The organism is Spiroplasma syrphidicola EA-1 (genome assembly GCF_000400955.1).
Lineage (GTDB): Bacteria > Bacillota_I > Bacilli_A > Mycoplasmatales > Mycoplasmataceae > Spiroplasma > Spiroplasma syrphidicola.
Map to the genome: position 1 here is coordinate 830326 of NC_021284.1, position 24204 is coordinate 854529.

24 protein-coding genes are annotated in these 24204 nt (G+C 25.9%); 3 read left to right on the forward strand and 21 right to left on the reverse strand.

Annotated features, from left to right (window positions below; translation table 4 throughout):
• Window positions 1-172: 172 nt before the first annotated feature.
• The 14 genes from SSYRP_RS03860 to SSYRP_RS03935 form a co-directional block, all read right to left on the reverse strand.
• The gene (locus tag SSYRP_RS03860; RefSeq protein WP_016341006.1) at window positions 173-565 is read right to left on the reverse strand and encodes a hypothetical protein; all 393 of its coding nucleotides are present in this window, start codon (window positions 563-565) and stop codon (window positions 173-175) included.
• Window positions 558-866 (reverse strand): hypothetical protein, encoded by a 309-nt coding sequence (locus SSYRP_RS03865; RefSeq protein ID WP_016341007.1) that lies wholly within the window; start codon window positions 864-866, stop codon window positions 558-560. Before SSYRP_RS03865 ends, SSYRP_RS03860 begins: the two co-directional genes overlap by 8 nt.
• A 154-nt stretch (window positions 867-1020) precedes the next feature.
• Window positions 1021-1242: a hypothetical protein gene (locus tag SSYRP_RS03870; RefSeq protein WP_016341008.1), complete on the reverse strand. Its 222-nt coding sequence runs from the start codon at window positions 1240-1242 to the stop codon at window positions 1021-1023.
• A gap of 116 nt (window positions 1243-1358) precedes the next feature.
• On the reverse strand, window positions 1359-3098 hold the full coding sequence (locus SSYRP_RS03875) for a hypothetical protein (protein ID WP_016341009.1): 1740 nt from the start codon (window positions 3096-3098) through the stop codon (window positions 1359-1361).
• Window positions 3085-4134 carry a hypothetical protein gene (locus SSYRP_RS03880; protein WP_016341010.1) on the reverse strand — a complete coding sequence of 350 codons (1050 nt, stop codon included), beginning with the start codon at window positions 4132-4134 and terminating at the stop codon, window positions 3085-3087. The genes SSYRP_RS03875 and SSYRP_RS03880 overlap by 14 nt, the downstream gene beginning before the upstream one ends.
• Before the next feature lie 306 nt (window positions 4135-4440).
• On the reverse strand, window positions 4441-4722 hold the full coding sequence (locus tag SSYRP_RS03890) for a hypothetical protein (RefSeq protein ID WP_016341012.1): 282 nt from the start codon (window positions 4720-4722) through the stop codon (window positions 4441-4443).
• Window positions 4723-4724: 2 nt separating this feature from the next.
• Window positions 4725-4859 carry a hypothetical protein gene (locus SSYRP_RS05340; RefSeq protein WP_016341013.1) on the reverse strand — a complete coding sequence of 45 codons (135 nt, stop codon included), beginning with the start codon at window positions 4857-4859 and terminating at the stop codon, window positions 4725-4727.
• A 271-nt stretch (window positions 4860-5130) separates the two neighbouring features.
• Window positions 5131-6669 carry an MARVEL domain-containing protein gene (locus SSYRP_RS03900; protein WP_144060307.1) on the reverse strand — a complete coding sequence of 513 codons (1539 nt, stop codon included), beginning with the start codon at window positions 6667-6669 and terminating at the stop codon, window positions 5131-5133.
• 52 nt (window positions 6670-6721) lie between these two features.
• Entirely contained in the window at window positions 6722-7492 is a 771-nt protein-coding gene (locus SSYRP_RS03905; RefSeq protein WP_016341015.1) for an ATP-binding cassette domain-containing protein, read from the reverse strand.
• A gap of 73 nt (window positions 7493-7565) precedes the next feature.
• Window positions 7566-8204 (reverse strand): hypothetical protein, encoded by a 639-nt coding sequence (locus tag SSYRP_RS03910; RefSeq protein ID WP_016341016.1) that lies wholly within the window; start codon window positions 8202-8204, stop codon window positions 7566-7568.
• A gap of 36 nt (window positions 8205-8240) precedes the next feature.
• Window positions 8241-8960 (reverse strand): ABC transporter ATP-binding protein, encoded by a 720-nt coding sequence (locus SSYRP_RS03915; RefSeq protein ID WP_016341017.1) that lies wholly within the window; start codon window positions 8958-8960, stop codon window positions 8241-8243.
• Window positions 8961-8968: 8 nt separating this feature from the next.
• Window positions 8969-10258: a hypothetical protein gene (locus SSYRP_RS03920; RefSeq protein ID WP_144060308.1), complete on the reverse strand. Its 1290-nt coding sequence runs from the start codon at window positions 10256-10258 to the stop codon at window positions 8969-8971.
• A gap of 488 nt (window positions 10259-10746) precedes the next feature.
• Window positions 10747-12315: a hypothetical protein gene (locus SSYRP_RS03930; protein WP_016341020.1), complete on the reverse strand. Its 1569-nt coding sequence runs from the start codon at window positions 12313-12315 to the stop codon at window positions 10747-10749.
• Window positions 12316-12345: 30 nt separating this feature from the next.
• Window positions 12346-12891 (reverse strand): hypothetical protein, encoded by a 546-nt coding sequence (locus tag SSYRP_RS03935; protein ID WP_016341021.1) that lies wholly within the window; start codon window positions 12889-12891, stop codon window positions 12346-12348.
• A gap of 184 nt (window positions 12892-13075) precedes the next feature.
• Here SSYRP_RS03935 and trpS point away from each other — a divergent pair, with 184 nt between their 5' ends.
• Window positions 13076-14101 carry a tryptophan--tRNA ligase gene (gene trpS, locus SSYRP_RS03940; protein ID WP_016341022.1) on the forward strand — a complete coding sequence of 342 codons (1026 nt, stop codon included), beginning with the start codon at window positions 13076-13078 and terminating at the stop codon, window positions 14099-14101.
• A 16-nt stretch (window positions 14102-14117) separates the two neighbouring features.
• Here the strand turns inward: trpS and SSYRP_RS03945 are convergent, their stop codons facing one another.
• Window positions 14118-15017, reverse strand: a complete 900-nt coding sequence (locus SSYRP_RS03945; RefSeq protein ID WP_236608038.1) for a hypothetical protein — start codon at window positions 15015-15017, stop codon at window positions 14118-14120.
• 195 nt (window positions 15018-15212) lie between these two features.
• Here SSYRP_RS03945 and SSYRP_RS03950 point away from each other — a divergent pair, with 195 nt between their 5' ends.
• A complete protein-coding gene (locus SSYRP_RS03950; protein WP_016341024.1) occupies window positions 15213-15767 on the forward strand; it encodes a hypothetical protein in 555 nt (184 codons plus the stop codon).
• 20 nt (window positions 15768-15787) lie between these two features.
• Here the strand turns inward: SSYRP_RS03950 and SSYRP_RS03955 are convergent, their stop codons facing one another.
• Both SSYRP_RS03955 and SSYRP_RS03960 read right to left on the reverse strand, forming a co-directional pair.
• The gene (locus tag SSYRP_RS03955; protein ID WP_016341025.1) at window positions 15788-16978 is read right to left on the reverse strand and encodes an acetate kinase; all 1191 of its coding nucleotides are present in this window, start codon (window positions 16976-16978) and stop codon (window positions 15788-15790) included.
• Window positions 16979-17000: 22 nt separating this feature from the next.
• The gene (locus SSYRP_RS03960; protein ID WP_016341026.1) at window positions 17001-17975 is read right to left on the reverse strand and encodes a phosphotransacetylase; all 975 of its coding nucleotides are present in this window, start codon (window positions 17973-17975) and stop codon (window positions 17001-17003) included.
• Between the two features lie 192 nt (window positions 17976-18167).
• On the opposite strand from SSYRP_RS03960, the gene SSYRP_RS03965 reads away from it, so the two are divergent.
• Complete coding sequence (locus SSYRP_RS03965) at window positions 18168-18899, forward strand: SDR family oxidoreductase (RefSeq protein ID WP_016341027.1); 732 nt, start codon at window positions 18168-18170, stop codon at window positions 18897-18899.
• Window positions 18900-18903: 4 nt separating this feature from the next.
• Here SSYRP_RS03965 and SSYRP_RS03970 read toward each other — a convergent pair whose 3' ends face one another.
• The 4 genes from SSYRP_RS03970 to thiI form a co-directional block, all read right to left on the reverse strand.
• A complete protein-coding gene (locus tag SSYRP_RS03970; RefSeq protein ID WP_016341028.1) occupies window positions 18904-19575 on the reverse strand; it encodes a copper homeostasis protein CutC in 672 nt (223 codons plus the stop codon).
• 2 nt (window positions 19576-19577) lie between these two features.
• A complete protein-coding gene (locus SSYRP_RS03975; RefSeq protein ID WP_016341029.1) occupies window positions 19578-22622 on the reverse strand; it encodes a DNA polymerase III subunit alpha in 3045 nt (1014 codons plus the stop codon).
• A gap of 61 nt (window positions 22623-22683) precedes the next feature.
• Window positions 22684-23019 (reverse strand): hypothetical protein, encoded by a 336-nt coding sequence (locus SSYRP_RS03980; RefSeq protein WP_016341030.1) that lies wholly within the window; start codon window positions 23017-23019, stop codon window positions 22684-22686.
• Window positions 23006-24202, reverse strand: coding sequence for a tRNA uracil 4-sulfurtransferase ThiI (gene thiI / locus SSYRP_RS03985; RefSeq protein ID WP_016341031.1), 1197 nt, complete (start codon window positions 24200-24202; stop codon window positions 23006-23008). Before thiI ends, SSYRP_RS03980 begins: the two co-directional genes overlap by 14 nt.
• Window positions 24203-24204: the final 2 nt, after the last annotated feature.

The following is a 24204-nucleotide window of genomic DNA, read 5'->3' on the forward strand; positions in this document are numbered from 1 at the left end:
TTTCTAAATTTATTTACCTTTATTTTACACATAAAAACAAGATTTTATTTTAAATCTTGTTTATTTTTATTTATTAAATTCTTATTTTCTTCCTTATTTATTTTCGTTTGAATATTGCGATATTTGGCAATAATCTCACGTTCTTCCGGAGTTCTTTCACTTGGAGACTTAGCTAGTAAACTTGTAGTTCATTAAACTTGTCTATTTTTTCTTTATCTTTTAATTCATTTGTTACTCACTTTGCAACACCATATTCAACAGAATTAGTTTCTTTAATATAAACCTTTCCAAGTTCTTTTTTAACTAAAATAATCATAAAACTTATGGTCCAAAAAATAGCAGTTAAAATTAAACACAATAACGTTATAAAAACCAGATTAGCTTTTATAAATAGTCATAAAAAATCAAAGTATTTTAATAATTTAAATCCTTCCATTTTTCATGCTTTTAAAAACGGAATTATTACAACCCCAACTGCTAAGACAAAAGGAAATATAATAATAGAGTTAATTAGAGATTCTTTTCTAGGTTTATTTCAAAATTTCTTTTTTCCTTGATTATCCATTGAAACTTAACACTCCAAAAACTATAACTCCAATTATTGCGACTGCTAAAACCGTTAAATTAAAAATTAATCTAACCCTTATTTCTTTTTTAGCTTTACAAATATGTTCTTCATCCAACTTTTTAATTTCCTGTTTTAATTCAGGTTTACTATTAACTCACTTTTGAAAATATTTTGATCATATATTTTGGCAGTACTTATTTCATTTAACAAAAACTATAATTTCATAAATTACTAAAACTATTGATAAAACATCAAGGCCGACATTGTTGTTTGATATGTCATATTTATATCCTTTCATTCAAATTTGTCCTTTACCAAATAAAAAAACACATGCATACGATAAAAATCGTAGCATGTGTCATTGGTCATCTACCTTAACATTATACTATACTTTATAATTATAAGTATTTAAGATTTTTTATGATTAAAAAAACATAATTAATTTAATTATGCTATAAATTGTTATTTTTTTCATAATATTTAAATCAGAAATCTTCTTCCGACATTTTATAATAGTCTTTTTCAATTTTTGGGTCTAAACTAGTTGCACAATGCATACAAAGACTGCGTGATCCTAAAACAGGAATTTCACATATTGCGCATGGAAACTCAAACTGAGGATCAATCTCTTTTCTAAATTTATCTAAAACTTTTTCTTTTTCATCTCGTGTCATAAAACTATTCCTTTCATTAATAATAATTTTTATACCAATTAATATTATATTTATATATTAAAAATTTTAGTTTAAAAATTAGTATATTTCAATAGAAAAAACTTATACTATAAAAATTATTTTATCTTATCTAAAATATTAGTTGATAATCATTCATTAAAATAGGAATCCTGAATTTCTAGTAACTTTTGTGGGCTTCTATCAATTGTACTTTCTGAAATATTTTTTATATTATCAAAATCTAAATCATTTTTATTAACTGAGAAAATTAAAAATTGCCTATTAAAAATTTTATTGTAATCAATTATATCCCTAAAAATTAAATTTCTAGCACGTATTGTAGGAAGATCTTGTTCTTCTTTTTTTGGAGAATCAATAATAAAAAAAGAATTTAATTTTACTATATTTTTATAATTAATAAATAATCTAGTCAAAGAATATATTATTGATTCACTTCCTGTATACTTTTTTTTATTATAAATTGCATCTTTAATTTTTACAGAATATTTTAAATCTAATTTACTTATATATATTTTAATATCATTTAGTAATTTTTGATTAAGTTTGTTCAATTCTAATGTTATAAAAATTGATTTTTGATCAAATGCCTTTTTTTCTTTTTTAGCCTTTTTGATTTTTTTATTTAAGTCATTTAAATTATTTTCATAATTTTGTATTAAAATTTTAATTCTATTGTTTTCTTCCTTGTTACCTACTTGTGCTAATAAACTATCAAATTTTTTTAATTCTAATTTTAAATTAAAATATTCTGTCTTAAGCGACTTAATAGTTGTATTTATTAATTTTTTATTAGTTTTTAATATATTAATTTCATCAAGTATTTTTTCTTTTTCTTGTAAATTTAAAACAGTTTTTGCTCTAAAATCTAATATATCTTTTAAGTAAATTTTATGATTTGCACCATTTATATCAACATTGTATATAAAATCACTGTTTTGCTCTATAAATTCATTAATAGCATTTATGTTGGCATTAAGTAAATTAAATTGAATTTCTAATTCAGCTATTTTTTCACTTATTTTACGTTCATTAAGCATGTTTCCTTTTATTTCTTTTTCTTTTATTATCATATTTGAAAATAATTTTTTAGAATTATTAGAAATATCTTTAATTTCTTTAAAATCTTGATCAGATGAAAACTTCTTTGATAATTCTTTGATAATAAATTCTAATTTATCTTTTGTTAATTCATCATCAATAATAGAAGATGCTATTGACGCATTATCATTTAAAAATTTAATATCGTCATCCGAAATTATCCCATACAAATAAGCATAAATATAAGAATAATCTTTAGGTGAAATATTAAATAATTCTTTTTTAAATGTTTTTCAATCAGCTCCTCAATTCAACTGATCAATATAAAATAATTCAAACATTGCACCTGGATAAGGAGTTGAAAAAGAAATTTTATTTTTGATAGTATTTTTAATTAAAAAATTTTCAAGACCAAAAAGATTATAAATATAATCTGCATAGCCTAAAACTGATTTGGTATTATTTCGTGAATATGTCTTGCCTTCCCATAATATTTGATATGAATTATTTAAAATGTACAATTGGTTTTCATATTTTTTATTATTTAATCTTAAAAAATAATAATTTTCATTGTCTATATTTAAAGATAAAATAGTCATAAAATCGTCATATTCTTCACTTATAGTTTCTAGGTCTGTATTACATCCTAAAGTATAAAAAGGTATTTTTGCTAATGTAGTTTTACCAACTCTACTATCAGCTAATATCAAATTGATTCCATCTTCAAAAAAATGTCTATACGAACCATTATTAATAAAATTGTATAAACCTACAAAATTTATTTTAATCTTCTTCATAATTAACCTCCAACATGATTTTTCCTTCTAAAAACAATCATGCAATCTCATCAACTTCTAAGTTTTCTTCTTCTTTTATTTTGACCAAATAATTATATAAATCTTTCTCTGTCAATATTTCAAAATTATTTATTTTTGTTGCTAATTTATCATAAACAGTATTATTATCTCATTTAAAAGTAATCTCATATTTACGTAAATTTTTTATTACTTCATAACCTATATTTTTACTAAAATTAAATGAATCTAAAACACCATAACTAATATAGTTAGTAATTTTTATAGAATAAGAATTTAGTGAGCTAAATTTTTTCATTGCATCAATAATATTTGAATATGTAATCGATCTTCTAGAATCAATATCAGATAAAAATTTACTTTCAAGTTTTATAGAATCATTAATTGACTCAACAATTCCTATTAATTGATTTACTACTTCTTCAATTTGTTCTGAATTAAAAATTCTGTAAACATCATTAATTTTAATAAAATTCCTTATTATATTCAAATGTTCAGAATTTTGGTGATCAAAATATTGAATTACTATTTTGTTATACACACTAGTTTTTTCAATATTGTCTATTGATAATTGTTGATATCCTAATATTTTGGAATATAAATCTCCATTATTAATTTCATAACCTTTTAAGTATAGTTTACCACTATAAACAAATTTGCCAGATACATTTATTGTACTATCAATAATCTTAACTAAATTTATTCTATTTTCTAGATTTTTAATATCAGTTGAAAATTTAGACAAATCTTGACTATTATCTTCGCCTGTATATTTTCCTTTTACTTGACAAACTGTAACTGAATAAATTTCATCTTTATTTTTCGGATTAGTAAAAAGAAATAAAACATCATCCATAAGTTCATTAAATGCATGCACATTGTAATCTTTTAAATATAAAAGTTCATATAATAAAAATATTTGTTGAAAAGTAAAACCTTTATTACCATAAATTCCAGATGTATTAATTGACTCATGTTTTATATTTGATATTTTTTTACTATAATCGTTTTTATTCATATTAAAATATCCTATCTAATTATTTTCATTATACAACAAAAAAATTGCTCTAATAACTAATTAGTGCAATAAAAATTAATTTCTTTAATTATTTTTATCAATGTTAGAACTAAATTAATATTTTTTATTTCCATATTAATACATCCTGTTTTTGAATTATATATAAGTGGTATTGAAGAATCCGAATAACTTTTCTTATTATCTAAAGTTTTTAAATACAATATAATTTGTTTATCATTATTATTACATAAATTAATTCATAAATATAATTTATTTTTATACTTTAAATTAAATTTCTTGATTAACTTATTGATTTTTTTCATTAGGGTAAATGCCTTTTAATGTAGCTATTAAAATATCATATTCATAATGCTTAAACAAAGTACTTCTAATTCATCAATAATGTTTTCGATCTAACTCAGTATCATTTGTTCAGGACGAAATTTCTTGGCCCTTTTTTGCTTTTTCAACTGCAATATTTATTTTATTAAAAGAATCTAAAATTTGTTCTTTAGTATAATGGCGAAATAAAGTATTTTTTATCCATCAATAATGAGGATGATCAAGTTTATTATTTAAATTTTCCATACTTAATTACTCTCTTTTTTAATTCTAGCTTGAACTTCTTGATCAACCTGTTTGATAATACGATGCAATTTTTTAAGCATAATATTTTCAATATCTTCAGAATCAAAACTAAATAATAATTTTGCTTTTGCTAGCATAACATAGTAGCATGCCTTTTCTTCTTTACTGCTATTCCGCAATATACTTGCAAAGTTATTTAATTAAATCTGATAATTCTCAAATAGCTTGTATAATTTAATTATTATGTAATACATTATAGACTTTAACATAATATTTTTATCCTTCAATAAATAATCTCACCCGTTTTAAATTGTATTTATTAATTATTTAAATCATTAAGGGATTAAATATATAGTCATAGCAAAATAAATACTTTAATTATTCAACTAATGTAGGCTTAAAACAGTATTATATAAAATTATGTTTTTTAAAAATAAATGTTGATCCAATTAATATCGCTACATTTAGTAAACTATATCCAATAAATAAACCATTTACATTAGCAATTTCTGATAATTTATTACTATCATCAATATACAAATTTATTGGTTGATAAAAGAAATCATTTCTGTCATAAATTTTTTCCGTTAAGGCCCTATTATTATATCCTTCCCCATAAAACATATGACTAACATGTAATAATGGATTAAATCTAACATTTGTTTTTATCTTATTTATAAAATCATAATAATTATTTTTTTCAGTTTCATCTTGAAAAATTTTAAATTTATTATTATTTATATAATTGTTAATTAGCATTAAAGAATTTAAATATTTGTAAATATAATATTGTTCTCAATTATTTTTATAGTTTTCCAAGATAGTATTTTTAAGTTTCTGATTACTATTAGAAACATTTATACCTTCTTTATTATTAACAAGTTGCAAAAATGGAATTGTATCATTTAAGGCATCATAATTATAATTAGCTATATTCTCTAACAGTAATTCTTTTATACCGCCAGCTGACAAATTAATTTTTTTTAATGAATTATAAATGATATTAAAATATTTCTGATTTTCTGACATATGTTCTGTATTTAATAAATCTTTAAATTCATTTTCCCCAATATAAGAAATATTATCTTTAAAATAGTTCTTAATTTCTGTAATTAATTTTGAAAAAGAAGGAAATTCTTTTTGAAATTCTGGATTCGTATTGGTAATATCAAACCCACCATTTCAAATTCCTGGCCCATATAAAAATAAATCTAAGGGTCTTAAGTTTAAAGTATTAATTTGTTCTTCACTAAAAATATGCAAGTAATTATCGTTTATTTTAATTTTGTTAATTAGTAAATTTAATTCTTTAAAAACTTCTTTTGATTCTTGATCATAGTTAACTAACTTATTAATATTTTGATTTTTTTCAAATTCTATATTCTTATTTAAAACTAAATACTTGTTTTGCAGATAGCTCTCATCATTTGATTTTGGAGATATTAAAAAGACTGACAATAAACTTATTGTAAAAAGCATAAAAACAATTAAAATAGAAATAAAATTTGATACCCCAAAATTAAAAATAGTGATTAAGAAGACTGAGATGGAAAAAATAAGTAAAGCTACAAATAAATAGTATTCAATACTAATTCAATAGTATCTATTCATTAAAATATTTTTATTAGATACTGAATATAAAATTCCGTTTATTAAAATTACAATAAGAAAAATAAATAATATGTTAATTACAATAATAGCAAGTCTACTTAATATTATTTCTTTGTAACTATAGCCATTTCGTCTTTCTAAACTAACTAAGTTATTGTTTTTTTGTCTATTAAACAATTTTGAAGTTATAAAAATTATATAACTAGCAAACAAAATAGAATTTAAAGAAATAAATAAATTGTGCATCATTCGATTTGCATTAGAAGCAACATCATTTAAAAATATTATCGAAATTGAAAAAATTAGATAAATGGTAAATAAAAATACTAAATACATTATATTTTTTAAATCTCTTAAGGTGATCAAAAACAAATTTTTAAATAATAAATTAATTTTCATCGCTAAAAAATCCTTTCATTTTAGAATCAATTTCATCAATTAATACGTTATTTTTATTATTTTCATTTGTTTTATTTTCAAACAGATATTGATGGTATATTTCTTTTACATCATCATTTTTAGACAATGATTTGTTATAGACAATTTCACCATCTTTAAAAATAATTATGTGGTCAAGAAATGGTTTAATTTCTTCAATTAAATGAGAAATAATAATTAGTGTTTTATTCTGTTGCTTTAATAATTCAATTGTTTTAAATAAAATAATTTTATTAACTTCATCTAAATTTGCAGTTGGTTCATCAAAAAAAATAATTTCAGGATCAAGAATTAGCATTATGAACAACGTTAGTTTTTTCTTTTCCCCAGCTGATATTTTTTTAATTAAAATATTTTTATATTTATTGTAATCAAATAATCATTCCAGTTTTTTAATATAATCATCTATCTTCTTCTGGGAATCTGATATACCAAATAAATAATTTATATACTCATTAACTTTTAAATCTATTGGTAACTCGTTATTTTCAGTAAAAAAATACATTTTTTTGTAATCATCTTTTGAAAGTTTGTTATTATTAAAAGTAATATTTCCAGCATTAACTTTGTATTCATTAAATAATGTTTTTATAAATGTTGTTTTTCCAGCCCCATTATTGCCCAAAATACCATATGTTTTATTATCTTCAAAAACTAAATTTAATTTATTTAAAATTACTTTCTTTTTTATTACTTTTGTTAAGTTTTCTACTTTTATCATAATTGTATTCCTTTCAATAATTATAAATTAACAAAAATCTCTCTATTTTATTTTAAAAAGATATCTTGTTAATTTAACTAACCATTTTTTCTGAAAATACCATTTTTTCATGTCAGCTAGAAACTATCCCTGCATGATTATAAATTGATCCTGACTTTCATCAAACAACTCCTGTGTATTTTATCCCGACTAAAAGTAAATCATTGTTTATCTTAAAATTTAAATCAATTTTTACCTTTGCCTTATGAGTATTTGAATAATTTTCAAACAAATTTATATAATTTCCACCATAAATAATATTATCATTTTTGGAATATTGACTAAATGGTGATGTTTTACCTCCATTTTTATCTCATCCGGTTTTGCTATCTCATAAATTATATCTTACATCATAATTTATTGTAAAACTTTTATATTTTTTTTGAAAATCAGACGAATTTCCTGCATATTTTGTAGTATCAATTGTTAATAAGGTTGTTGCATAGGTATAAGGTTCTCAATTACCCGCATGATTATGATTAGACCCATATTCATTGCTAAATTCTTCACCTGTTGCAGTATCTCCACTTGAATCAACATAAATTCATTTTTTATTTTCATATGTATCAGATTTTAAAGTGAATTCATCGTAATTTATGTAACCACTTATAGACACTAATGATGTTGCAGAAAATACCGGTAGTATTGTTAATATTTTTAAAAAATTAGCCATTTTCTTTTCTCCTTTTAGTTAATTATAACAAATACTTTATTTTAAATATTTTATAATTGATTTTTTGAAATTTTCACTATAATTGTATTTATAAATATCTTCAATATTATCAGACTTGTTAAATGGTTTATCATACACTATTGTCCCAGTTTTAATAATGATTAAACGATTGATTATTAACTCTAAGTCATTAACAAGATGGGTAGTTATTAAAAGCGTTTTCCCTTTTGCTTTTAAATACTTAAATATCGCAATAAATTCGTTCCGCGAATTAATATCTAGATTAGCTGTTGGTTCATCAAAAATAATGAAATCACAATCACTAAGTAATACAGCAATCATTAACATTTTTTTAATCATTCCCGAACTTAATTTATTAATTGGTTTGTACAAATAATTAGTTAAGCCAAATTCTGTTAATAATAAATCCCGGTAATTTTTATCTAATTTAATGCCTTTTAAATTTAAATAAAAATTAAAATAATCATTAATTGTTATATCGCGAGGAAAAGAATTTTGGTCAGGGAAAAAAGCAATTTTCTTATAATCATTTAAGGTTATTGCTCTATCATCAATAAAAATATCTCCGGCTGTTAATTTATATTCGCCAAGTAATAATTTTATTGTAGTTGTTTTACCAGCCCCATTATCACCAATAAAACCGATTACATCACCAGTTTTAATAACAAAAGAAAGATCTTTAATTACCACTTGTTTTTTAAAAAATTTCTGTAAATTTTGTAATTTTAATTTCATACTTTCACCTAAATTCTAAGCTTTTTATTAAAAGCTAAATATACTCCCCCACTAGTCATTAATGTTAATAGCAGCATTGCAATAGCATTTCCCAAATAACTAGACGTTGATTTTAAACCTTTTAAATTATACTGATATACAAATGGGGTTATCATTCATTCCCCATTATCTGGGTTACGATTCATATCAACATAATTGAAGACATAAAATTGAACTTCTGGAAACTCAAGATATTTATTATTTATGCTTGTGCTTAATGCTCCATAACTAAAATTTAAAATTCAAAAAAGTGGATTAATTTTAAAATGATCAGCTAATGAGTTTTGCGCTAGATTAATTTCGTCAACTGGTAAAATACCTTTGTCAATTGTTTTTAAACCTTCTTGTAAAGCAAACATTAGTTGACTTTCCCCCGGCGAATAATTCGAGTCATTATAAAACGTTTGGTCAGTTTTTAAATTTCCACCATATTTTTGTCACTCTTGATATGAAGGTTTATATAAAAAAGTATCAAAGAAACTCTTGGCAATATCTAATAGTGTCTTTAATTTTATTTGTTCTTCTGTTGATAAGCTAATTTTATTAATATTATTTAAAATTCTGTTATATTCATAATTTACACCAAATTGCGAATTAACATTATTAAAATCATATGTAATTTGCTTTTTATTATTATTTCAGTTAGCTTGTTGATCTTGATTTAAAATCAAATGAATATTCTTCCCAAAATTATCATATTGAAACTGATATTTATCAGTGCAAGTAATTCCATCATCAGTACACATCCCATAAAATTGTTTTAATTCTTTTTCAGGAATTTCTTCTTTTATCTGAGAATTTTTACTTGGATTTAAATTATCAGCATAAAAACCTCTAATATAATTATCAATAATGTTATTTTCCTTAATTTCTTGCTGAACATTGTAGGCAAAAAACTTTTCTTTTAAACTTGTTGTTAAAGAAACTTGATATGTTGCTGGGGTAAATGATGCTGCTGTTATTAGTCAATTTAAGGCTAAAAATAAACCAAAAGCTACTGATATGATTGATGCTAAATAACTTTTTAAAAAAATTGTACAAAAAATAATAACATTACTGATAGCTAAATCTATTAAAAATAAGCTTCAATAATTTGCCGAAAAATAAGGAATAAAGTCTACTCGAACATATGGATTAAATGATCCGAAAACTAAAATTATTACTAAAGTCATTAATAAAAATCCAGTTGTCACAATAGTTTTTGAAACAAATCGTGGCCACATAATTTCTCATGCTTTGCGACCATTTTGCAGTTCCATACTAAATACACCATTCTTTTTATCCTCATAAAACTGACCAAACAAAATAATTAAATCTAAAATTAAAATACTTGAAATTAATACTGGCGTAAAAACATGATATAAATTTTGAGCCCCTGATCTATGCCAATCAGATTTTAAGAAGATAAATAAAAGCGATAAAATAAAAGCAGATATTAATAATAAAGTAAAAGTGAGGATATTTATTTTATTAGTTATAATTTTTTTTAAATGAAATTTAAACATAATATTTTGGTGTTGAATTTTTTCTATTATTTTTTAATAAGTTGATAGATTGATATAGTGATGGAACTGAAGTTGTTGATAAACTTATTCCACCAAGTAATAAAAATAACATACTATACACTACTCCTTTATCTGCATTCAAAATATTAATATAGAACTTTAAATATTTATCATACATTTTAATTATATAAAAAATACCAACTAAAATAAATAAAAACACTAGAATAAATCTAGTGTTTTTATTAATGATTAAATATTTCATGATATTGTCGTTTTGTAATTCGGGGTAATATTTCTTCTTGATAGCCAACAAGGGAAAAATTATTTCATTTAGCATAACGATAAAAGATTGGCGTAATAATTGTAACTCAGCAAATATTTAAAATTATAACTAAATTTAAATTACTAAATAAAGCATGATATTTAAAACCAGTAATTAAGAATAATAATAATCCTTGTGAATAATCCAATGGAACATACATTCCAAGACCAAACATAATTACTCAATTAAACAAATTAATTGGTACATACATTAGGAAATATAAGAACGGTGTCACAAACATAAATAGTAATTCTAATGGTCATAAATTACCTGTTAAAAGTGCACTACCACTAATTAAAATAATAATGCTAATTGTTGAAAATCTATTTTCTTTTTTAGCAGTTGAAATTGAAACAAATCCCATTGAAAATGCCAAAGCAAAAGTTAAAGCGTTAGTTTGATTATAATTTGCAACTAAAACATCATTAATAGAACCAGAGACAAATCATTTACTAAATGGTGCTAATGTTCCCTCTGGGTTAATTGGTAAATTGCCAATTGATAGTAAATTTATTCACGTTAAGTTACTAAATTTTTTATTGCCAAATCACTGATTTTGTAAATATTCTCATACGCGTGTTAACTCCTCGCTTATAACATTATTTTCGTTGTATCACTCTTTATTATTAAATGGGCTTTGATATCATCCATGTTGATTTGCAGCATGCATAAAATTTGATAAAAAAGCATCATATGAATATAATGGTAAAAAAGCCCCTCCATGTTCAATTTGATCAAATCCAAGAAACTTTACTAGCATTGAAAGTAGCCCAGCACCAATTAAATTACCAACATTATTATTTTTTATTAGAACGTCATTAAATAATATAACAACTTCATTAAAACCAATAAAAAATAATAAATATACAAAATCAAAAACAATAATAATAGGAATTAAAATTATTGTTACAAAAGGGATTTCATTTAAAAATCCTATTTTTTTTGGTAATCGATATTCATGATATTTATTAAAAATATATGAACATAAGATTCCCAATACAATCCCTCCTAGTAATGGCAATTTAAGATATAATAATCCAAAAATGCTTGATAAATTATTAATCACATTTGAATTACTATAAAAAAACAAAAAACTTTTAAATTGCATATTTATACTATCATAAGAATATTCAATAAAAAGTTGCTGAAAACTAAAGAAAAATAATAACACAAAAAGCCCTACGACTATTGCCTTAAGATTATTAGTGATCGAAATTATCACTACTAAAAAGAAAATAATTCCTAAATTACTAAAAGCAATATTGCCAATTGATGCTAAACCATTTCCAATTGCTATTAAAAATGAAGCTGATGACAAATAAATTATCAATTGTCCAAGTCCTGATAGCAATGAAACAATTGCCAATAAAATAATAACTATTAGCGATACTTTGATAAAACTATTATATAATTTTCGTTTTTTTTCTCTATTATAATTTTTACCTTTTTTTTGCTTACGTACTTCATAGATTCTTGAATAATCTATCATATGTATTTTAAATTTATATTTTTTTAGGTCCTAACTAAAAAAAACAATTTCACCAAAATGAATATCATAAGACATTACAGCTGATGGATTTAAGCTATTTTCAACTAGATATTGACCTGCTAATAATAATTTTTTATTATTAGCATCTACATAAGCACTAAAAGATAAATTGAATTTGGCGTTATATCCATCAAAATTTAATGCACTTAAACCATATCCGATTGATAATGTTAGATTTTTAGTATTGAATGGTCTTCACAAATCATCCTCTTTTTTTTCTGAATATGCATCCATTTTTACTTTTGTATTTTTAAAAGTAAACTTTGGGTATTTGACCACAAATTCATTTCAATCTGTCAAAATTGAACTAATATCATATGAAACTGGTTCCTTGGTCACTAGGCCTCTTTGAGGTTGTTGAGGTGCATAGTTAAATGATTTTTGTGCTGAAAAATTTAAAGTTAAACTTGTTTCTTCTGATTTAACAGTAGTATTACTTGTCATTAAATTTGCGATTGCTGGGGCACTACTAAATGAGATAACAGCCGGCATTAAAAATGTTAATATTTTTTTCATTTTATATTTCTCCTTTTAATAATTAAATTATATTTTATACGGTTTATTTTTATCATTTGTCACTATAAATGAATAGTCTAAAATAATTCTAACATAAATTACTAAAAAAAATATTAATTATTTTTCTGATATTAGTTATAATAGTTATGATATATCGTGAAAAATTACGACCACAGGAGGAAAAATGGAACAAAAACAACGCCCAACAATCGTATCAGGAATAACAGCAACTGGAAATTTAACATTAGGGAATTATATTGGCGCAATTAAAAATTTTATCAGTTTACAAGAAGAGAATAATTTAATTATTTTTGTTGCTAATCTTCATGCTATTACAATTCCAATTAGCAAAGAAGATTTACGAAAAAATATTAAAAGCATGGTTGCTTTATATTATGCTTGTGGTCTTGATCCTGTTAAATCAACTATTTTTATTCAGTCTGATGTTCTAGAACACACCCTATTAGGTCATATTTTATTATGTAATACTACGGTTGGCGAATTATCACGAATGACTCAATATAAAGATAAAGCAAATAAAATGAAAGCCGAAAATGGGACTGAATTTATTCCGACAGGATTATTAACTTATCCAGCCTTAATGGCAGCTGATATTTTATTATATGATGCTGATTTAGTCCCTGTTGGAATTGATCAAAAACAGCATATTGAATTAACTCGCAATTTAGCTGAGCGAATGAATAATAAATACCAAACAAATTTATTTAAGATTCCTGATGGTTTTATTCCCCCAATTGGGAATAAAATCATGGATTTACAAGACCCAACTAAAAAAATGAGTAAATCATCCAATAACCCAAAATCTTTTATTGCCTTATTAGATTCACCAGCTGAAATTATGAAAAAAATTAAAAGCGCTGTCACTGATTCAGAAGGAAAAATTTATTTTGATCCCGAGAATAAACCAGGAATTAGTAATTTACTAGTAATTTATGCGGCGTTAAAAAATATCCCAATTGAAAAAGCCGTTGCTGAATTAAAAGATTATGATTATGGAGAATTTAAAACAATTGTTGGTCAAACAATCATTGACACATTAACTCCTCTGCAAACAAAATATCATGAATTAATTAATAGTCCCGCAATTGATGATTTACTTACAACAGGAGCTCAAAAAGCCCGAGAAATTGCTAGTCGCAAGATGACTAAAGTTAATAATGCCGTTGGTTTAAATTATAAAAGAAAATAGCACATATGTGCTATTTTTATTTAACAAGATATTCGCCACTAATTTTCCATTCATAAACTTCTGGCCCCTCACTTCTCACAATCAAAGTAAAAGTCTTTTTTGGTTGGGGTTGACTAGTATTTAAGTTTTCAAAAGTAAACGTAAATGGTAAAGCAATTAAATATTGGTACAAATCATCAATATTATTAATTTTACTAATATTAACTAAATTAAAAGTAAAACTAGCATTATAAACTCCTGTTAATCATTCTTTAATAATTTCTTCTTCACGAGTTTCAGTTTTAAATTCAAATGCCGGTTTATTTTGAATTTCCGCAATTAAAAAGTTTCTTAAATCATTATTAACTTCATAATTTCAAAATACGCGACTATCTAAATTAACAGACATAAAAGATAAATCTCATTTTGCTTCTTCACCATTTAAATCAAAGACAGATAAAGTTGTTTGCCCTGTTGTATAGGTGCTAGTTGTTGTTTGCCCAATAAAAGGGAAAATTTCAACATCTTTATATAAAGAACTTGGTGATGGCAATAATGTCGGAGTAATTGCCAAATATAATTTCAAAACAACTTGGCTATTTGATAATTCAAAATTATTTACCTTTTCTGTATTATTAGTATCAAATGTAATAATTGGTTTGCGCGTATGTGCTTCATGTTTTAACGAAAAAGAAGTAAAATCAGGAGTTGTTTTCTTATCTGCCTCATCTTTCAAGGCAAAATTATACAGTCCTTCATCTTGATCAACAACTTCTAATAGATAATTATCACTTAAAAAATTGGTAATTTCTGGTTCTAACCTTTGGTCTTGCTGAGGTTGATAATGCTTAACAACTGTTTGACAACTAATTGTTAAACTAATAGGTAAAATGGCAAAACTACAACTGATTAAAAATACTATTATTTTTCGCATCATCATTATCATCCTTTATTTTATTTATGCTTAATTATAACATAAATATCTTAACTTCCTTGCCAACTGCGATTATTTATTTTTAGGATGCTAAATTTATTAATTTTAACAAATTTTTCTTCAAAAAAATGTAGGAAAAAAATTTTAAATTAAAAAAATAAATGATAAGATAACTATAAATTACTAAGGAGGTAAAATATGCGACGAATTTGGATTAATTTAAATTTAAATTTTTTCTTAATAATTCTATTCCTAGTTTTTGCAACAATTTCATTTGCAATGACAAATTCATTAATCATGAAAGATAGCACATGAAATTTAAGCACCTGGACTGATAAATATTTTTCATTAATAGATAAAACTTATAGCGTCAATTGAAAAGTTGGGGAAGTTATTACCCTATTAATGGCAACAATTACTGGAGGATTAGCTTTCATTGGTATTAATTTACATTTAATTTTTATGATTAAAGATAAAGAAATATCAATTGAAAATATTATCCTAACAGCAGTAACATGAATCTTTTTAGCTGTTATTGTTGGATTCTATGTTACCCTTGTTTTTGATTTAACCGACTATAGTAGTTACTTAAATACAAATGTCATGCGTAGTGGTAATGTTTGAAAATTGAATTTTGCAATTCAATCATTTACTGACATGCAAGCAGGAATTTTTGAAATTATTGCCATTAGTTTTACAGCAGCTTTAATTCCTGGCTTTATTGGTTATTATGTTTATACTTTACGAAAATAAAATGTTGCCTTAGCAACATTTTATTTTTTTGTTAAATTGTAAGTATCTGTACAAATCATAATTTCTTCATCGGTACGAATCGCATAAATTGGTAACACTGAACGTGTTGAAGAAATTAATTTTTCTGAATCATATTTTTCTTCATTTGCAATTGGGTCTAAATCAACTTTTAAAATTTTTAAATTATTAATAACTAGTTGGCGCATTGCTGCTGAATTTTCCCCAATTCCAGCCGTGAAGACAATCGCATCAACTTCCCCATCAAGTTCATTGGCATAAGCTAATAAATATTTAGCAATTCTTTTACTGCTCATTTTTAAAGCTAAGCGACTACGAGGATTTTCTTTACTTGATGCAAAAACATCACGCAAATCAGAAGAAACCCCTGAGATTCCTACTAATCCCGATTTTTTATTTAAAATATCAGTAATTGTTGCTAAATCTTGCCCTGTTTGTGTTGCAATATATTGGTGAATTGATGGATCAATGTCCCCACTTCTTGTTCCCATAATTAAACCTTCTAATGGTGTTAAACCCATTGAAGTATTAAAACTTTTACCTTTTTTAACCGCACACATTGATGCTCCATTTCCTAAATGACAAATCACAGCATTAACTTCCTCAACTGGTTTTTCTAACATTTTTGCCAAATGACTTGTTATATAACGGTATGAAATTCCGTGGAACCCATAACGGCGAACTTGGTGTTCCTTATATCATTCATATGGTACTGAGTATAAATAATTTTCTTCTGGAATTGTTGTATGAAATGATGTATCAAAAACTGCAACATTTGGAACAGCAATGATGTTTCGAAAGGCTTCAATTGCGGCAATTGATGGGGGATTATGCAATGGTGCTAAAGTAATCATTTTCTTAATTTCCATGAAAACTTCATCAGTAATAATTGTTGATTGAGTAAATCGTTCCCCACCGTGGACAATCCGGTGCCCGATTCCTTTAATATCAGAAAAATCTTTAATTACCTTGTGCTCTTTTAATTTATTAATTAAAACCTTAGCTGTAGCACTATGGTCAGGCAATTGTTCATTGGTTTCAAATTCTTCTCCGTTATATTTAATTATAAAACGCCCATCTAAGTAAATTCGTTCGGCTAAACCTTTACAAATAACTTCAAAATCATTCTCTCCGTTAATTTTATAAAGTTGAAATTTCATTGAGCTGCTACCAGCATTTATCACTAAAATCATTCTTGTTTTCTCTTACTTTCTATTACTTTTTATTTTGATTATAAATATGCATATATGCTGTCACAATAGCGGTAAAATAAATTTCTTCTCCCGTAGCTCCGCGTGAAAGGTCATTAACTGGCTTATCTAGGCCAATAATAATTGGTCCGACCGCTTGATAACCTCCCATACGTTGGGCAATTTTGTAACCAATATTTGCTGCATTTAATGAGGGAAAAACATAAATATCAGCACGATGGGTAATTGGTGAATTTGGTGCTTTAATTTTACGGATATTATCATCTCATGCTGCATCAAATTGGAATTCCCCGTCAATTTGGCAAGGTAAATTTTTTTCCAAGACTAATTTATAGGCATTACGAACTTTATCAACTAATGGTCCTTTCCCTGACCCTTTTGTTGAAAATGACAATAATACTAAATTTGGATTAGAAAAATTAAAGATTTGACTTGCTTCATATCCTAATTCAGCAATATCTGCTAATTCTTCACTCGAAGGATCAATATTTAATGAACCATCAGTGAAAATGTATTTCTCTTCTCCACGTAACATTAAAAAGAATGATGATACCAATTTAATTCCTGGTCGAGGTTTAATAATTTTTAAAGCTGGGCCAATGATATCTTTTGTATCATATTCGATCCCACCAACCATTGCTTGGGCTTTATCTAATTTAACTCATAAAACAGCTAAATAATTACATTCTGTCACTAATCTTTGTGCTTCTGACAACGATAATTTTCCTTTGCGTAATTCAAATAAATAATTTGCTAAGGCCGCTAAATCTTGCTCTTCAACAACAACAATTTCTAACTTTTTATTTTCCAAAATTTCAGTTGGAATTTCAGCTCTTGTTTTAAAAACTAAAACAGGAATAATTTTTGTATTTGCAAATTTTGGTAAGATTTCTTGAATCCGTTTTGATTTTCCTTCCGGAAAAACAATTCGAATTGTTTCATTTTGTTCATTGATTTTTGCTACAATTTGTTCTAACATAAATAAAATCCTTTCACTACATCTTTACTTAACAATTTCATAATCCGGGGATTATATGACCTTTTTAATTTATAATGGTTTAATTATATTCTATTTTTAGCAATTTTTGCTAAAATCTCACCAAATGGGAAAAAAATTTTTTACCAAAATTATTGCATTGTTTTGGCTATAATTATTATAAGGAGGGAAAATATGCAATCAAACCGAAAACATTTAGTTATTATTACAGGTGCTTCATCAGGGATTGGTGCTGCATGTGCCAAACTTTTTAGTGCCCACGGTTATCCCCTATTATTAATTGCGCGGCGAAAAGAAATCTTAGAAAGTTATCATTTACCAAATACAATTTGTGCGCAAGGGAATGTTAACAACTTGGAACAGTTTAAAGCAGCTGTTAAACAAGCTGAAGCAATTTATGGACCAGCTGATTTGTTAATTAATAACGCGGGAATTATGGCTTTAGATTATTTTACAGACTTAAGTTTGGATCAACAATATGAAATGATTGAAACAAACCTAAAAGGAGTAATTAATGGCATAAACCTTGTTTTACCGCAAATGAAAAAAGCCCACCATGGAACTATCATTAATATTTCATCTGTTGCAGGGCGTTATACATCAGAAACGAGAAGTATCTATAATGCCACAAAGTTTGGGGTCCATGCCTTGTCGGAAAGTATTCGAAAAGAAGTGGCTCCTGATAATGTTCGAGTGCTGTTATTTGCCCCGGGAATTATTGATACCAATTTATTAACTTCCGTTAAAAATGAAACTATTTTAAAAGATTATCAAAAAGTTAAAGCAACGATTGACCAAGGATTAACAGCACAAGAAGCGGCGGAAATTATTCTTTACACTTACCAATTACCTCAGCATATTGCTTTAAAAGAAATTTTATTGTCTCATACAAAACAAAAAATCTAACGAATTAATCGTTAGATTTTTTTTCCTGGAATTGTTGTAATAACGCTAAATCAATCGGTTCGTTTCAACTCTGATTAACGCGAACAGCACTACCAATATGAATCGCATCAACCACTGGTAAAACTGTTTGATAATTAGTTAAGTTAATACCACTACCCCCTTGGATTTGAACACCATGACCGCTAATTTCTTTAAAAGTTGTTAAGTTTGTTAAAATGGGCGTTTCACCCCCTTGCGTTAAAACAGTTTTTACCCCTAGGTTTTTTAATTGGATAATTGCCTGTTGTTTATCTTTAATTAAATCAAAAGCCCGATGAAATGTGACATTTAACGGTGAAGCTAACATAATCAGTTCTTGCATTCGAACAAGATCAATTTCATTTGTTGGGGTTAAAATCCCAATGACAATCCCATCAGCCTTGGTTGTTTTAATAAAATCAATATCTTTTTTCATTTGTTCATATTCTCACGCTGGGCAATAAAAATTTTCATCGCTATGGCGAACTATTACACGAATTGGTAAATTAATTTTGGCACAGCATTCCTTAATAACTTGATATTCAGGTGTATAACCACCATGTTCTAAATTAGCACATAATTCAATGCGATTAACATTTCCGGCCGAAACAATCATTTCACAATCCGCTAAACTTGTTCCAATTACTTCTAAAAACATTCTTATTCCCCTTGCTTTCCAATTAATTTAATTCGATTAATAATACCATTGATTTTGTCTTGGTATGTTCCTAAACGAATATTAACCAATAAAATATTGCCTTCTTGTAATGCTTCATGATGGTCTTGATATGTCCCGGCAAAAGCTGTTAAACTAATCTCCCCACTTTCATCATAGCAATCTAAAAAAGCCATTTGTTTATTATTCTTATCACTAATAACACGAATCCTACGAATCGTGATTAATAAATTTGTTGTTCCTTGCGCTAATGTGACATTTTTAATTAAAGTTGTTTTGTTTTGATAACCCTCTTTTTCACGAATATACTTTAAGGGATGATTTGATAAATAAAATCCTAAACATTCATATTCTTTTTCAATTATAAAAACTTCATCATCTGGAACATTCACTAACGTTGGTTGTTCAGCCAAGGTTTGATCAACAATTAAACTTTCACGTTGTTCTTCTACTTTAATCAACTCTAAATAATTAACAATTGTCTGATAATTATTAAACATTGTTGTTCGACTTAATTTAAAGCAATCCAAGGCCCCAGAGAAAACTAGCATCTCATAAGTTTTGCGATTTAACCCTTTTTTGTACAAGCGAATAAATAAGTCATAAATATCTTTAAATGGTCCATTAGTATTAAATTCCACTAAAATTTTATTAAAAAAGGCATATCCAATTTGCTTAATTACTAACAATGGCAAGTGAATATTTGCTCCTACTGTCCGATAGCGATCAGCTGGAAAATTTATGGCAGGAGCTACTATTTTTAAATTGTTTTGGCGAGCTAAGGCCAAATAATCGGTTGTTTTTACTTCATCACCAATCACATTACTTAATAGCGATGCTAAAAATTGGGATGGGTAATTAGCTTTTAAATATGCCATTTGATATCCTAATAACGAATAGGCGACAGCATGACTACGGTTAAACCCATAGGCGGCAAACTTCGCAATTAAATTTCAAATTTCTTGGGCAATTGTTAATGTATAATTATTTTTAACAGCTTCTTGCATAAATTCTGTTTGCATTTCGTTCATGATTGTTGCATCTTTTTTTCCCATTGCCCGGCGTAAAACATCGGCTTTCGCTAAACTAAAATTAGCAACTAACTGGGCAATTAACATTACTTGCTCTTGATAAACAATAATCCCATATGTTGGGGCCAAAATATCTCCCAATCTTTGGTCTAAATACGTAATTGGGGCTTGTTTTTTCTTACGTTGAATAAATAACGGAATATTTTCTTGTGGTCCTGGACGATATAAAGAAGAGGTTGCAACAATGTCTTCTAATTTATCAGGTTGCATTTCAATTAAAACTTTTGTCATTCCCGGTGATTCTAACTGAAAAATTCCTTTTGTATCTCCTTTTGCTAACAAAGCAAAAGTTTTTTCATCATTCAAGGGGATTTTTTCAATTGCCAGTTTTTGTTGCAACCCTGTTCCTACTTCATCAATGATATTATGTAAAATTGTTAAATTTCGTAATCCCAGTAAATCCATTTTTAATAGGCCTAAATCTTCTAGATAATTCATTGAATACTGCGTTTGAAAAATACCATTGTAACCTTCTTTAATTGGAATAATTGTTTGAAGTCTTTGGTTAGTTAAAATAACCCCCGCGGCATGTGTTCCTGTTTGGCGAGGTAATCCCACTAATTCTTTTAAGTATAAAAATAATTGTGGGTATTTTTTTTGAAAAAAACTTAGGACGTTATTGCTTTGCATTGCTAAATCATAATCAAAGTTTGCTTCAATTTTAACAGCCTTACTCATTTTATCGGCTTCATCAAGGGGAATTTCAAAAATTCGCGACAAATCACGCAAAGCCATTTTCATTCCAATTGTTTGAAAAGTTACAATATGAGCAACATGATCAACGCCATATTTTTCAAACAAATATTCTACTACCATTTCTCGCTTATCATCTTGAAAATCAATATCAATATCTGGCAAACCATTTCGTTCTGGGTTTAAAAACCGCTCAAACAGTAAATTATATTCCAACGGATCAATTGTTGTAATGTCTAATAAGTAACTAACTAAACTTCCCGCGGCACTTCCCCGTCCTGGCCCTACATAAATATTATTTTTTTTCGCAAAAGCAACATAATCTCAAACAATTAAAAAATAATCATTAAAGCCCATTTTATTAATAACTTCTAATTCGTAGAATAAACGATCCAGATATTTTTGGGCAACCATTTTCCCTTTTTTAAATTCTAAGCCTTTTTTGCACAGAGCTTTCAAATACTCACGAGCACTAATATTTTCCGGAGTTGGGAATTGTAATAAATTATCAATAACCGTTCCTTTTGCTAACGAATATTGCTCAATATCAGCAATAAATTTTGTAATATTTTCAAAATAAAGGGCATAGTCTTTAATAACGTCTGTTCACGCATAATTATCAGTTAAGCGGTTATCTTTAAATAATGTTTGAGTTTTAATTGCATCAATCATTTTGAAAGCAGCGAAATTATCCGAAGTAAAATATTGAATTTTATTATTTCAAATAATTTGGTCACTAGGGATAATTTTTTGAAAAGTTTCTAGTAACGATAAATTATTATTATTTAATCCTAAATATAAATTATTCGGATTTTCTAACTTTGATTGTAAAAAAGTAAATAATTGTTGATCATAATTATCACTAGTATAATTAACAATAATTTTAAGGCCCGTTGTAAAATATTGCAAAATATCAACTAACTCAATTTTATTGATTTTTTCATTATTAGCCATAATTGTTGAAGAAATTTCAACCAAATTAAAATAGCCTTTTTGATTTACAGCAAAAAGATTTAAATTATAAGACTGGTTATTATAAATTAAATTAACATTTAAGCCAACAATTGGCTTAATATTATTTTTTTGACATAAAGTATGGAATTCATAAACCCCAAACATATTATTATCACAAATTGCTAAATTTTTTAAATTATTTTTTTTAGCAAACGATAAGTAATTTTCTAATGTAATTAATGACGATAAAAGGCTATAGCTTGTCCGAACATTTAAATGGGTTATCAACATTATCACATCACTTTCTAATCATATTTTAACAAAAATAATTTAAAAATCCTTTACCAGATTTTTATTTAACACCAAATTTGATAATAATAATTGTAATCATTGTAATAATTAAAATTGCTAAAATCACAAAAAAGATATACTTAAAAAACCGGTTTTTCTTTTTTTGAGGTACTTCTTTTAATAATTCTTGTTCTAAATCAATAGCATTTTCATTGTAAAAATTATTTTTTGCCATATTAATAACTTTAATGTTATCATCTTTAAAATCTTTAACAATTGAATAATCATCATCAATAATTATTGTTTCTTCTAACAAATTAGTTTTGCTTTGATCAGTTAGTTTATCTAAATTTGATTGTGACTGTTTTTGCTTTTTTGAGAAATTAATTTTCTTCATGTATTTCATCTCCCTTAATAACATAAGTTACAATATGTTTCTCAATAATGACATTAATGATATCTTCTCATAATAAATTTTTTTCTTGGATTTCCGCTGAATGTAAGCGTGGTTTTGTAACTGGGTTTTTTGGAACAAATAAACTACAACAATCTTCAAAAGGCAAAATTGATGTTGTATAAGTATCAATTTGCTCAGAAATACTAATAATTTCATTTTTATCATAACATAAGACTGGACGCAAGACAGCCATTTCAGCAACAGCGTTAATAACATTAATACTTTCAATTGTTTGAGAAGCAACTTGTCCTAATGATTCCCCTGTAATAATTGCCTGACTTTTATTATTCCGAGCAACAATGTTAGCAATTCGGTAAAACATTCGACGCATAATTGTAATCCGATATGTACTATCCGGAATATGCATCAACTCATGTTGTAACATTGAAAAATTAACAACATGTAAACGTTGTGTTTTTGTTCCAGCATATGGTAATAATTTTTGAACTAAAGTTTTAACTTTTTCTAAAGCTTCCGGACCAGTATGAGGTGGTGTTGCAAAATGTAAATATTCAACTGCCATCCCACGTTTCATCATTAAATAAGCAGCAACTGGCGAATCAATTCCCCCAGATAACATTACCATCCCTTTTCCTGAAACTCCAACTGGTAATCCGCCAAGAGCTTTAATTCGTTTAATAAATAGATAAGTAAAATCACGACGAACTTCAATATCAATTTGCATTTCAGGGTTATGAACGTCTACTTTAACCTCAGTATTTTTTAAAATAATTGGCGCTAAATATTGTTTAATTTCTGTTGAATTTTTAGGGAATGATTTATCACTACGACGAGCCTCTAGCTTAAAAGTTTTTGGCTGATAATATTTGACAATTTCCACAGCCATTGCCCCAATCACATCTAAATCTTTTGCTAATTTTTTCGCAAACGAAAGCGAAGAAATTCCATAAATTTTTTGCATTAAAGCCAAAATTTCTTCAGCATATGAAGGTTCTAAAATTTCAATAAATAAACGATCAAACTGTTTATCAATTTGATAAAACCCCTGATATTTTTCTAATTTATTTTTAATATTTTTAACTAAAACGTTAATAAAATCACTACGATTTTTTCCTTTAATTGTTAATTCACCATAGCGAACTAAGATGACGTCAAAATTCATGC